At 61.7% G+C, this 12,538-nt stretch carries 12 protein-coding genes; 9 read left to right on the top strand and 3 right to left on the bottom strand.

What is annotated here, in order from left to right:
• The first annotated feature begins 115 nt into the window (after positions 1 to 115).
• The 7 genes from IY73_RS03215 to IY73_RS03185 all read left to right on the top strand — a co-directional run bounded on the left by IY73_RS03215 (position 116) and on the right by IY73_RS03185 (position 7,648).
• Positions 116 to 994: a succinate dehydrogenase cytochrome b subunit gene (locus IY73_RS03215; protein WP_053978820.1), complete on the top strand. Its 879-nt coding sequence runs from the start codon at positions 116 to 118 to the stop codon at positions 992 to 994.
• A gap of 81 nt (positions 995 to 1,075) precedes the next feature.
• Positions 1,076 to 3,085: a fumarate reductase/succinate dehydrogenase flavoprotein subunit gene (locus IY73_RS03210; protein ID WP_053978819.1), complete on the top strand. Its 2,010-nt coding sequence runs from the start codon at positions 1,076 to 1,078 to the stop codon at positions 3,083 to 3,085.
• Positions 3,082 to 3,831: a succinate dehydrogenase/fumarate reductase iron-sulfur subunit gene (locus IY73_RS03205; RefSeq protein WP_053961807.1), complete on the top strand. Its 750-nt coding sequence runs from the start codon at positions 3,082 to 3,084 to the stop codon at positions 3,829 to 3,831. Before IY73_RS03210 ends, IY73_RS03205 begins: the two co-directional genes overlap by 4 nt.
• A 195-nt stretch (positions 3,832 to 4,026) precedes the next feature.
• A complete protein-coding gene (locus IY73_RS03200; protein ID WP_053978818.1) occupies positions 4,027 to 5,115 on the top strand; it encodes a hypothetical protein in 1,089 nt (362 codons plus the stop codon).
• A gap of 20 nt (positions 5,116 to 5,135) precedes the next feature.
• Positions 5,136 to 5,882: a hypothetical protein gene (locus IY73_RS03195; RefSeq protein ID WP_148565038.1), complete on the top strand. Its 747-nt coding sequence runs from the start codon at positions 5,136 to 5,138 to the stop codon at positions 5,880 to 5,882.
• Positions 5,883 to 5,977: 95 nt separating this feature from the next.
• Positions 5,978 to 7,294, top strand: a complete 1,317-nt coding sequence (locus tag IY73_RS03190; RefSeq protein WP_053978816.1) for a DUF445 domain-containing protein — start codon at positions 5,978 to 5,980, stop codon at positions 7,292 to 7,294.
• 3 nt (positions 7,295 to 7,297) lie between these two features.
• Positions 7,298 to 7,648 (top strand): DUF2516 family protein, encoded by a 351-nt coding sequence (locus IY73_RS03185; RefSeq protein ID WP_053961803.1) that lies wholly within the window; start codon positions 7,298 to 7,300, stop codon positions 7,646 to 7,648.
• Positions 7,649 to 7,657: 9 nt separating this feature from the next.
• Here IY73_RS03185 and purU read toward each other — a convergent pair whose 3' ends face one another.
• The gene (gene purU, locus IY73_RS03180) at positions 7,658 to 8,563 is read right to left on the bottom strand and encodes a formyltetrahydrofolate deformylase (protein ID WP_053961802.1); all 906 of its coding nucleotides are present in this window, start codon (positions 8,561 to 8,563) and stop codon (positions 7,658 to 7,660) included.
• Between the two features lie 30 nt (positions 8,564 to 8,593).
• Between purU and deoC the strand changes: the two genes are divergently transcribed.
• Positions 8,594 to 9,328 (top strand): 2-deoxyribose-5-phosphate aldolase, encoded by a 735-nt coding sequence (gene deoC, locus IY73_RS03175; RefSeq protein WP_053961801.1) that lies wholly within the window; start codon positions 8,594 to 8,596, stop codon positions 9,326 to 9,328.
• Here the strand turns inward: deoC and IY73_RS03170 are convergent.
• A complete protein-coding gene (locus IY73_RS03170; protein ID WP_053961800.1) occupies positions 9,325 to 10,164 on the bottom strand; it encodes a hypothetical protein in 840 nt (279 codons plus the stop codon). The genes deoC and IY73_RS03170 overlap by 4 nt on opposite strands.
• Before the next feature lie 104 nt (positions 10,165 to 10,268).
• Positions 10,269 to 11,099, bottom strand: coding sequence for a class I SAM-dependent methyltransferase (locus IY73_RS03165; protein WP_237023758.1), 831 nt, complete (start codon positions 11,097 to 11,099; stop codon positions 10,269 to 10,271).
• Positions 11,100 to 11,147: 48 nt separating this feature from the next.
• Between IY73_RS03165 and IY73_RS03160 the strand changes: the two genes are divergently transcribed.
• The gene (locus tag IY73_RS03160) at positions 11,148 to 12,455 is read left to right on the top strand and encodes a UDP-N-acetylmuramate dehydrogenase (protein ID WP_082345358.1); all 1,308 of its coding nucleotides are present in this window, start codon (positions 11,148 to 11,150) and stop codon (positions 12,453 to 12,455) included.
• Positions 12,456 to 12,538 lie beyond the last annotated feature (83 nt).

Below are 12,538 nucleotides of genomic sequence, written 5' to 3'. Positions count from 1 at the left end.
CAAAACCTAGCTAAGGGTGCCCTAACCTGCGAAAAGGTCGAAAATGACAAGTCTAAGAAGCGCTCCGAAAGACGATAGAGTGAAGTCAGGTAAACCCGAACAATAGGGAGGTTCCATGGCCGGAAATAGTACCGCCGTCGCAGAGCGCACCACGGCGAAGACCGGCACTACCAATCGCGCTCACCTCCGCAAGAAGCCGTTCTACCCCAGCTGGGTTGCGAAGTTCATCATGGCCATTACTGGCTGGATCTTCTCACTCTTCTTGCTTGTCCACATGATCGGCAACCTGAAGATGTTCAGGGGCACATACACGATCACGCAGTATGACCTCGCCAAGGGCTACTCGCCGGACCAGATCGGTCAGCAGGCTCAGGCAATGAACGACTACGCACACTGGCTGCGTACCCTACTCGCCGGCCTCTTCGGCTACGAAGGTGTGCTGTGGGTCTTCCGCATCGTGCTACTCGTCTGCATCATCCTGCATTTCGCCTCCGGCATTCTGCTGGCCGTCCGCGGCAAGCAGGCCCACGGTAACAGTGCCCGCAAGGTCAGTACCGCCCGTGGTGTCTTTGCCAAGTTCATGATCGTGTCCGGTCTGATCCTGGCATGCTTCATTGTCTTCCACATCCTCGACCTGACTACCGGTGATACCGGAGCCGAGTTCCAGCATGGCGATGCGTACAACAATATGATCGCCTCGTTCGACCGGCCCGCCGTCGCTGCGTTCTACGCCATCACCATGCTGCTGCTGCTCATACACATCGAGCATGGCATTGCCACCACCGCCAATGACTTTGGCGCCACCGGAAAGCGCCTGCGCGCTGTCTTCTCCATGATTGGTGGCATCCTCTCTGGCGTTATCGTCCTCGGCAACCTCGCCATCGTGATCTGCGTTGCTACTGGCGTCATCCAGCCCGTCGACCTCGCTGTCCCCAACCAGGCGTACGACGGAACTGCTCACGCCGCCATGGCCGCACTGAGCGTCATCGGCTAGTACACCCCCATAAGTTTCCGGTACCGCCCCGCGCGTACCACCGAAGCTTTCCAAGCTAAAGAAGATAAGGAGACGCAGGCAGTGACTATTACCGATTCTGCCTCGGCTGCACAGGACTTTGTGGCACCCGCCTCCATCGTCCCTGGCGTCACCCTGGGTGATGTGCTTGACGGCCATGTGCCGGCAGGCCCCACTCCGGTGGCCTGGGATGAAGCGATGGCACACTTCAACCTCGTCAGCCCCCTCAACCGTCGTAAGTTCACCATCATCGTTGTGGGTACCGGTCTGGCCGGCTCCGGTGCTGCCGCCGCCCTCGGTGAACTCGGCTACGACGTGCAAGCCTTCACCTACCACGACGCACCCCGTCGTGCCCACTCCATTGCTGCCCAGGGTGGCGTCAACTCCCCCCGCGGCCGCAAGGTCGACAATGACTCTCTCTACCGCTTCGTCAAAGACACAGTGAAGGGCGGTGACTACCGCTGCCGCGAAGCCGACGCCTACCGCCTTGGCCAAGAAGGTATCCGCGTCATTGACCATATGGACGCCATTGGTGCCCCCTTCGCCCGCGAATACGGCGGCACCCTCGCCACCCGTTCCTTCGGTGGCGTGCAGGTATCCCGCACCTACTACACCCGTGGTCAGACAGGACAGCAGCTCCAGCTGGCCGGCGCCCAGGCTCTGCAGCGGCAGATCAACCGTGGCACCGTCACGCTACACACCCGCTCCGAGGTCCTCGACTTCATCGTCAAGGACGACCGCTGCCAGGGCGTGGTGGTCCGCAACCTGGTGACCGGTGAGGTCACCGCCCACACCGCCCACGCAGTCATCCTCGCCACCGGCGGCTACGGCAACGTCTACTTTGACTCCACGCTGGCCAAGAACTCCAACGCCTCGGCGTCCTGGCGTGCCCACCAGCGCGGTGCCTACTTCGCCTCCCCATCCTTCGTGCAGTTCCACCCGACAGGTCTGCCGAAGAACTCCTACTGGCAGTCCAAGACCATCCTCATGTCGGAGTCCCTCCGTAACGATGGCCGCATCTGGGTGCCTATGAAGGAAGGCGACGACCGCCCCGCCAACGAGATTCCGGAGAACGAGCGCGACTACTTCCTGGAGCGCAAGTACCCCGCCTTTGGAAACCTGGTTCCCCGCGACGTGGCCTCCCGTGCCCTGTCTCGTGAAATCAACGCCGGTCGCGGTGTCGGCCCGCTGCACAACGCCGTGTATCTGGACTTCCGCGACGCCATCGAACGCCTCGGCAAGGACACCATCGCCGAGCGGTACGGCAACCTCTTCCACATGTACACCGATGCGACCAACGAGAACCCCTACGAGGTTCCCATGCGTATCGCCCCCACCGTCCACTTCACCATGGGTGGTCTGTGGAGCGACTACAACATGATGACCTCCATCCCGGGTCTCTTCGTCGGTGGCGAATGTGGCTGGGGCTACCACGGCGCCAACCGCCTGGGTGCTAACTCCCTGCTGTCCGCCTGCGTGGACGGCTGGTTCACCCTCCCCTACACCGTGCCGAACTACCTGGCCAAGCTGCTCAACACTCCCACCCTGGAGCAGAGCGACCCGGCCGTGCAGGAAGCCCTCACCCGGACCCAGGCCCGTATCGACGCCCTCATGTCGATCAACGGCAACCACGGCCCCGAGTACTTCCACCGCAAGCTCGGCAAGATCATGTACAAGGGTGTTGGCGTGTTCCGTACCGTGCCCGACCTTATGCAGGCCATCGAGGACATCCGTGCCCTCCGTGCGGAGTTCTGGTCCGATCTCAACATCACCGGTCAGGAAGGCGACCTCAACCAGGTGCTGGAGCGCGCTGGACGCGTTGCCGACTACCTGGAGCTCGCCGAGCTGATGGCTGTGGACGCGGCAGACCGTGACGAGTCCTGCGGTGCCCATGTCCGCGATGATCACCAGACCAAAGAAGGCGAAGCTGAGCGTGACGACTCTGCCTGGTGCTTCGTTTCCGCTTGGGAGTCTGCCGGTAGCGAGAAGGGCGGCGCACTCTCCTTCATCCGCCACGCCGAACCTCTGACCTTCGACAAGGTCCCGCTGATGACAAGGAACTACAAAGAATGAAGTTGCATCTGAAGGTATGGCGTCAGGCTGGCCCCGACGCCGCGGGCGCGTTCAGTGAATACGACGTTGACGACGCCTACGAGGCCATGACCCTCCTCGAGCTGCTCGACCGCCTCAACGATCGCCTTATCGAAGCCGGCGAAGAGCCCATTGCTTTCGAGTCCGACTGCCGTGAAGGCATCTGCGGTTGCTGTGGCATGAACGTCAACGGCCGTCCGCACGGCCCGAAGAAGAACACCCCGTCCTGCCACCAACATCTGTCCTCCTTCAAGGACGGCGACACCATCACCCTGGAGCCCATGCGCTCTGCGGTGTACCCAGTGGTCAAGGACCTCATCATTGACCGCGGCAAGCTTGACCGTGTGCTTGAAGCCGGTGGCTGGGTCTCCATCGACGCCGGTACGGCCCCCGATGCTGACGCTGTCAACAGCACCCATGAGCAGGCCGAGCGTTCCCTCGACTACGCTGCCTGCATCGGTTGTGGCGCCTGTGTCGCAGCCTGCCCGAATGGTGCCGCCCACCTGTTCACCGGTGCCAAGCTCATGCATCTGGGCCTCCAGCCCCTGGCTGCCATGGAGCGTGGCCGCCGCGCTAAGAACATGGTGAACGTCCTCGAACAGGACTTCGGCTCCTGCTCCTACTACGGCGAATGCGCCGAGGTGTGCCCGGCTAACATCCCGATCACCGCGGTAGCCGCCATCAACAAGGAGCGACTGCGCCGCATGTTCCGTGGCAAGGACGACTAAAGAATAAAACCACCTCCCTATAGCTGTGGCGGCCGGCCCCGCGACAGTTCGGTGGCTGGGGCGTACCCTCCGGGGTGCGCCCCAGTTTTCTTTATCCTCAACCGGAATTTGTCGTAGATTTCCCAGACAGCCGGCCGCCGCCTCGCAAGGTCGGTAGGCTGGAGAAGTACTACCGTCTCATTAAAGAAGGTTTTCATGACCAACCCCACCGATATCCCCACCAACTGGCAGGGCGGCACCGAAGGCATGGCAGAAGCGCAGGAACAAGACGAGATTAAGAATGCGCTGTCCGTCCTCGAACAAAACTACGCCGAAATCAAGGCCGCCTTCGAGAGTGGAGAAATCGACCAGGAAACCTACGACCAACTCTCCCAGGCCGTCGCCACCATGCGGGAACAAATGGAGCATGGCGAAATGCCGGAACTCCCCTTCGACCCCAATGAACCCGTCCCCGCCATCCTCGGTATGGTAGCCGCCCACATGGTGAGCGTCTATACCCCCATGGGCGCCAGCCTGTGGACCGTCGACGAGCCGGAACGACTCATTGACATCATGGGCCGCAACGCCATCCCCCGTACTCTCACCCCCACCTCCGGCCTCCGTGAAGTTGCCCTCCTTACCCTCGGCGACGGAACCCTCCTAGTGGCGGAGCGGGTCTCCCAGGAAATTGTCGACGACCCCAGCAAGGCCCCTTGGGCAGACAGCCCCAACGTCACCGACCCCATCCAGGGCGACAAGGGGCCCGACGGCGAAGACATCTACGTCCGCACCCACACCTTCCACCTGAGCGAACCGGCCGAAACCGACGCCAACCCTTGGCTAGACGTCGAAGCTTTCCTCCGCCGCCTCGCCACCGACAACCCGGAGCGCGGCGAATACGCCATCGTGGAAAAGGCCAGCGACCTCGACCAGCTGCCGGAAGGCCAGGAACACCCCAACCACTATGCACTGTTCGGTGTGTTCCCCGCTCCGGAAGGTGAGGGTGACCAGGCCATTATCGAAACCTTCCCGCATCCGGAAGAGGCCCAGTTCTGGGATAACGTCGACAAGCCCGTTGCCGGCCCCACCATTGTGGCTGCCGCCGCGAACACCGAGCTGGCCGACCAAGGCTCTATCGCCACCGTCGCCGCCGCCTCCTGGGGCACTAACCCCTGGGACCTAGTGGTGTCCTACGCTCCGGTACCGCCCCGCCCGGGCACTCCGGAAGCGGAACAGTGGGAGCAGGCCATGCAGGCTGCAGAAGCCGCCCGCCTTGCTGCAGAGCAGGGTGAGCAGCAGGCCTAACACAGCAAAACTCCACTCCCATGCAGTCTCTGCACGCGCAGCGCCCCGGTGAACGTCGTTGGATGTCTGCCAGGGCGCTGCTGCTCTCGCTCCTCCTCTCGGGTTCCCTCCTCACCGCTTGTGGGGGTGCGGAGTCACGTTTTCAGTCCATTCCCGTCAAAGATTTTCTGGTGACGGAAAAGGAACTACCGCAGGGCTTCTCCGCCTCACCTATTGTGGCTGAGGAACTTGCCCGGTCCACTGAAGGCACCCAACAGCCGTCGCTCACCGAGTGCCTGGAACCCTCGAAAGCCTGGATAGCCGACGTCCCCGCAGAACGCCGCGCCGGCGAATACCTGGAATATCCGGCCGACAATGTCGTCATCGCACTCATGGTGTTGCGCCCCGCTGGCTCCCTCCCCCGCATTGACGGGTACTTGAAAAACTGCCAGCGTTTCACCCGCACAGGCAGTGGACTTACACTGCACGTCACCGTCACCCCCTATGAAGTACCAGACCGTGCCGTCACCGCTATAGCGGGCACCGATAATGCCAACTATCACAAGCCGGTGACGGGGAAGGCACTAGGAGTGCGCGGCTACCAGGAGCGTCTCGCACTGCGGCAGGGCTCCCCGGTGTCCTCCACCTACCTGTACGCGGATGTGCGCGGTGTGGGCGTGATCGCCATCCTGCGGTCTCGCAACACCACCCCCACTCGCCAACAGACAGCTAGTCTGAACGCCATTTTTACCGGCCAAGTGGAGAAAATAGCCCGATCTCACAGCTAACACTGACTCCGTTGCGGCAGTATAGACGGTGTCCTATTATGCGCGTTACTTCTCAGCGAGCTGCCAAAATACGGATTTTGGGGCAGAATCGAAGAGTGACTGCTCCAGCAAATATCAGCCCCGTGAAGAAAGAGCCCCTCCCGCTCCCCGACATTGAACCCGAACAGGCGCGCATTAAACGTGCCGAACTGCGGAAGATGCGTATCATTGCCACCTCCATGCTGATCGTGGCGGCCATTATCTTCATTACTTGCCATATTCTGCAGCGTTACTACGACTGGGTGTGGTTGGGCTTCTTGCGGGCAGCCGCCGAAGCCGGCATGGTTGGTGGCCTGGCTGACTGGTTCGCGGTGACAGCCCTCTTCCGCCACCCGCTAAAAATCCCCATCCCCCACACCGCCATCATTCGTGAGCAGAAGGACAAACTGGGGACCAGCATGGCCACCTTCGTAGCGGACAACTTCTTGAACCCCGAGCTGGTGGGGGAAAAGATCGAATCCGCCCAGCTGCCGAAACGCGTGGGACAGTGGCTGCAGGAACCGGAGAATGCGGCCAAGGTTTCTGGGGAGCTCGGCACGGCCGTCAAAGGCATTATGGATGTTGTTGACGACAAGGAAATGTTGGAGCTCATTGATCGCACCATCGACCACCAGATTGGTGACCGGGTGCTTGCGCCAGAACTGGGCGAGTACGTGCAAAAGCTGCTGGATTCTGAGAAGGAAGAGCCGGCTATCCAGTTCCTCTCTGAGAAAGCGTTCCAGTGGGCAGTGAATGCGGGGCCGACAGTCGACCGCATTGTGAACCGCGATAGCCCCGCCTGGGCGCCGCAGATCCTGCAGGATCTGGTGGGGGCTCGTATTCACCGCGAGCTGGTGGATTGGACGTCCAAGGTGTCGCGGCAGCCGAATCATGAGGCGCGTCTCGCTGCGAAGCGGTGGCTGTACGAGATGGCGAATGATCTGCAGAATGATCCCAAGACCATAGAGAAGGTGGAGGAGATCAAACAGAACATTCTGGCTAAGGAAGCGACCTCGTCGATGACGGAGAAGACGTGGGAGAACGCTAAGGAGTTTCTGCTCCACACCAGTGCTGACCCGAATAGTCTGCTGCGCCGCAAGGCCCACCAGATGGTTATGACGATGGGCCACTCTATGGCGACTAGTGAGAAGGTACAGGAGGTCATTACTGAGCGGGTGGTGGCAGCAGCAAAGCATGTGGCCTCGAACTACGCCCCGGAGATCACCGGCATTATTTCTGACACGGTGGAACGCTGGGATGCAGCGGAGGCCTCCGATAAAATCGAGGTGTTGGTTGGTAAAGACCTGCAGTTCATCCGGATGAACGGCACGATTGTGGGCGCTTTGGCCGGCCTACTAATTTACACCATCGCTTTCTTTGTTTTGGGAGTGTAAGCCATGCCGACGTTTACCCACTACGTCTTGTCTGTTCCTGTGGAAATGTTGGCGGTAGCGGTGTTGGCGCTTATCGGCGGCGTCTACGCTATCCGCTCGGTGGTACATGCGGCACGAATGCGGTCGGATGCCTTTGAGCTGACGGGCCGAGTGTCTAAGACTGGGTGGGTGGCCATGCTGGTGGTGTCCGCGATGGTGATGTTCTGGAACGTCTTTTCGCTGGGCTACAGCATGGTGACACTGGTGATTATCGGCTGGGTGATCGTTGGCGTGTATTGGGGGTCGAAGCGTACCGAGATGGATGATCTGCTGGGCTTTTCCCAGGACGGCTACGGCGAGAACTGGGCCCGCTAGGACAGACTGCTAGGACCCGAAGATGACGGTGCGGTGGTTGTGGACCTGCACCCGGTCTTCCAGGAACCAGCGCAGTCCGCGGGCAAGCACGAGCTGCTCAATATCGCGGCCTTTCCGCACCATATCCTTTTCTGTGTCGGCGTGGCTGACACGCTGCACATCCTGTTCGATGATGGGCCCATTATCGAGGTCACTGGTGACGAAGTGGCAAGTGGCACCTACGAGTTTCACACCACGCTTGTAGGCCTGGGCGTAGGGGCGAGCACCCATAAAGGACGGTAGGAAGCTGTGGTGGATATTGATGCAGCGGCCGTCCCACCGCTCACACAGGTCAGGGGGGAGAATCTGCATGAAGCGGGCGAGCACAATAACGTCCGGTTCTTCCGCATCGACAATTGTGGCGATCTTGTCGAAGGCTTCGCGCTTGCCCTGTTCACCGGGGGCGAAGGGAACGTAGTGGTAGGGGATCCCATAGTAGTCGGCAACGGGCTGCATGTCGGGGTGGTTGGAGACGATGCAGGCAACATCCATGGGGTAGTCGCCGTGGTGAATGCGGCCCATGAGGTCATGTAGACAGTGGCCCTGCTTGGAGACGAGGATGACACCGCGCTTCAGGCGAGCGGTGTCGGTAACCTGTGCGTTGGCGTCGGGGCCGAGGTGGGTAGCCATGTCACGCCAGCGTTCCTGGAGTTCCTCGAAGCTCATGTCGACGGAGCTGGCGAGGACAGCTTGGCGGGTGTGGAACCAGCCGGAGATGGGGTCAGCGTGGTAGGCGGCTTCCAGAATCCATCCACCCATATCTGCCAGGAACTTGGAGATTTCGGCGACGATGCCGACGCGGTCGGGGCAGTCTAGGGTGAGAACATAGCGGTGTTCGTTGCCGGAGACGGCAGGCTTCTGGTCGTTCACAATCATGTGCCACATTCTAGCGGGTAGCCTGGAACTATGACATTTGCCAATGCCAATGCTGACTTGCCTGCCAATCGCCACGAGTTGGCGGCGTTTATTGATCTGATGGTGACGACCTCCGAGGTTACTGTTGCGCAGGTGACAGAGCTGGTGGAGCAGGCAGGGGAGTGGGGGTTGAATGCCTGCTATGTGCTGTCGGGGAGGTTGCCGCAGGCGCAAGCACAGCTGCCGATGGGTGCCCTGGTGAGCTACCCGCTGGGGGCGGATGACAGCTTGTCTAAAGCGTTCTCGGCACGCTTAGCGGTAGACCAGGGAGCTACTGAAGTGTGCGTGGTGGCAGATCTGGGAGCCATCGTAGCGGGGGAATGGAATGCGCTGATGGCGGATCTGGTGACGGTGCGGGAGGCGGCGCCTGCCCCCGTCACCCTGCAGATCGTGGTGGAGACGCCCTATCTGTTGACGTTGCCGGATGGGCTGGACCGGATTGCCCGCTGCTGCCAGATTGCGCTGGCGGTGGGTGCAGATATGGTTGTGACGGGTACTGGCCTGCACCCGGCGGGTGGTGGCACGTCCGTGCAGGCGGTGCGTGCTATGGCGGAGAGTATCGGTGGCCAGTTGGGAATTAAGGCGATGGGTGGAGTGTCGACGGCCGCGCAGGCGTTGGAGTTGATGGCGGCGGGGGCAACCCAGTTGGGGTGTTCTCAGGAGGAAGCTGCAGCGCTGCTAGCCGGTATGCCCAACGAGCAGCCGTTTGCTCCTCTGCCACGCTAGCGGCTGGAACGCTGCGTTTGGCCTGCCTGCGCCAGATCCTGGGAGGTGAAGTTGGTGCCCTTCAGTTCCACGTCAATGGACTCCCCGTGCACCGTCACTGATTCTGCCGTGAATCCGGGGGGAAGCAGGTCAAGGTATGTGCTGGAGAGTTCGGGGATGATGGTGCGCAGACCATTGAGTAGTGCTTGGTGGCGGAAGCCGACCACGGAGGCGTCTTTCAGTTCGAACACGAATTGGCCATCACGCACCTTGGGGGCGATGGTGAGGTCCGCCAGGCCATTGTTGAGCTGGAGCCCAATGGTGCTGGAATCTGGGTGGTAGGTGACTTTGGTGACCTTGAGGGCCCCAGCGAGTGCTCCACCCTGCTGTTTCATCTCGTCAGTGATGATGTTGTGGAGTGCCTGTGAGGGGATGGCGAGGGTGGCGTGGGCGCTGCCGAAGTGCAGGTTGTTGGAGTCGGAGTAGTCGATGTCCTTGGCATCGAATTCCACCACTGTGCCCACACGGAGGTCGGCGGGGGGCAGGGGCCCAATGCGTACGTTAATCTGCGGGAGGGTCTTGGAGGAGAGACCGAAGAGGATGGGGGTGGAGCCGAAAGAGGTGCGGACGGGAACTCCCACAGTGGTACAGCTTTGTTCGTCGCGGGGGTTCTCCGTGCAGTTTTTGTTGACTTCGGCGGAGATAGAGTCCGCGACCTGGTTGCCGATGCTGTGGCGTGTGTAGAGTTCGATGCCCAGGCAGATCAGCAGGATAGTGAAGAGAAAAATGATGATGAGGGGGATGGCGGCCCGGCGGCGGCTTGGTAGCTGTCCTTGGGTGGTTCCAGGTGCGGTCATGCGTTCATTGTTCCAGGTGTAGGGGCATCCGCGCCACTGCTTTAGTGCGATACCTCGGGAGCGGAGAATTCCGCGGGCGGGAACACATTCTGCGGGTGCAACACCTATGAGGGAGCAACGGCGTCCCACGGAACGGTGAGGAGGCAATCGTAGAGTTTGCGGCGTTGCCGGTCGACAGGCCAGCCGTCTGTGCGGAGCATTTCCTTGGCGCGGCGCCAGCGGTCGAGGGGGCCGAAGGTTGCGTAGCCGGCGGTGGCTGCCCAAGCGTTGTCAGCAGCTTGGAGTAGGTCGTAGATTTTCTCGCCGGGTACGTTGCGGTGAATGAGAGCTTTGGGGAGCCGTTCTGCTACTTCGGAGGGGGTGGTGACGGCGTGGGGGGACCAGGCGAGGGTGAGGCTGAGGGGGCGCTCTTGGTCGAGGAGCACCCAGGCGGCGCGTTGTCCCACTTCATTGCAGGTGCCTTCCACAATGACGCCGTCAGGGGCGAGGCGGGATTGCATGATGCGCCAGGCGTTGCCGACTTCTTCTTCGGTGTATTGGCGGAGCACGTTGAAGGCGCGGACGAGCTGTGGGCGGTAGTGGGAGAGTTCGAAGCCGCCTTCTTCGAAGCGGACTCCGTGTTGGGCGGGGAAGATGCGGGCAGGATCAATCTCGAGGCCAACAACCTCCAACCGGGGGGTGACGTGGGTGCGGAGGCGGGTGGCCATTTCAACGGTGGTCCAGGGGGCGGCACCGTAGCCGAGGTCGATGGCGAGTGGTTGGGGAGTGCTGTGGAGGGCGGCACGGATGGTCGGGTGGTGGCTCATCCAGCGGTCGCATTTGCGGAGTCGGTTGACGCCGGTTGTGCCCCGGGTGATGGTGCCCAGGGCATGATTGGGTGGGGTGCGGGGGATTGTGGTGGGAATTCCGGCAACCCGTGCGTCGGCTGCTCGCATACTAGAGAGCCTACCGGGATTCGCCTCGTGAGCGGGTATCCTGAGGGCATGAACAGCGATCACACTACGTTGCCGGGTCACGCCAGCGAGTTGGCGTCTTGTGGGGCTGCTGCCTCTGCTGCTGTTTCTGCTGCCGCACTCGCCGGGTTCTGGGAGTCAGCACGGTCGGCAGGGGTGCAGGTGTCGCTGCAGGCCCGGTTTGCGGACTACACTACGTCCCAGCTGGGTGCGCCAGCACGGGGGATGGTGACGTGTTCCTCTGCTGCGCAGGTGAGTGCGGTGGTGCGTGCCGCGCTGCGTTGGGATGTGCCACTGTTTGTGGTGGGTGGGGGATCGAATCTTGTGGTGGGTGACGAGTCCACCGGGGTGCTACGCCATGAGGTGGTGTTGCTGCGCCAGACGGTGGGGGAGGGGGACCATCTGCAGGTGGTGCGGGAGTCGGAGAGTTCGGTGACGGTGCAGGTGCCGGCGGGGCTCAACTGGGATGAGTGTGTGGCGGAGACGGTGGCCCGGGGGTGGGGCGGCGTGGAGTGCCTGTCGGGTATTCCGGGCCAGGTGGGGGCGACGCCGGTGCAGAATGTGGGGGCCTATGGGGTAGAGATGGAGTCGGTGCTGCAGCGTGTGCAGTTGGTGGACCGGGTGACGGGGGAGATTACCTGGGAGACGGCGGATCAGCTGGGGTTGGCGTACCGGTATTCGAATTTGAAGTTTACGCATCGTGCGGTGGTGACGGCGGTGGAGTTGCGGCTGCGGCGGGATGGGTTGTCGGCGCCGATACGCTACCGGGAGTTGGCTCGCTGTTTGGGCTGTCAGCCATTGGATCGCGTGCCGGTGGAACAGGCGCGGGAGAAGGTGCTGGACCTACGTCGGGGTAAGGGCATGGTCGTGTGCGGTTCTGGGGTGCGGGCGACGGGTTTTGGGGAACCGTCCGCGTCTGGGGTGTGGGTGGAGTCGCCAGCTGGGCACTTTGTACCCGATCCGGATACCTTCTCCACGGGCTCGTTTTTTACCAACCCTGTCATTTGCGAAAGCATGTTTTCCGGTGTTCTAGAACAGATTTCAGCGGCCGGTATGGATACGGATGTGATGCCCAAGTTCCCTGGGCAGGGTGGGGTGAAGCTGTCCGCCGCTTGGCTTATCGACCAAGCCGGGTTCTCGAAGGGGTTTCCCGGGGAGGGTCATCCAGCGTCGTTGAGTACTCGCCACACCCTGGCTCTCACCAACCGTGGTTCTGCGTCGACGGCGGAGCTTCTGGAGGTGGCGCGGAGGGTCCGTGATGGGGTGTGGGAGCGCTGTGGGGTGGAGTTGGTGCCAGAGCCTATTTTGGTGGGCTGCAGCATCCCGCCCCTGGACTAACGAGGTTCGATGAGCGAGGTCGAGAGTAGGGCTTCTGCTACCCGGTCAGCGAGGTTGTTCCGCTATCGTTTCCGTCTCCACAA

It is taken from the genome of Lawsonella clevelandensis (genome assembly GCF_001293125.1).
GTDB lineage: Bacteria > Actinomycetota > Actinomycetes > Mycobacteriales > Mycobacteriaceae > Lawsonella > Lawsonella clevelandensis.
This window is presented reverse-complemented; position numbering and strand designations above follow the sequence as displayed.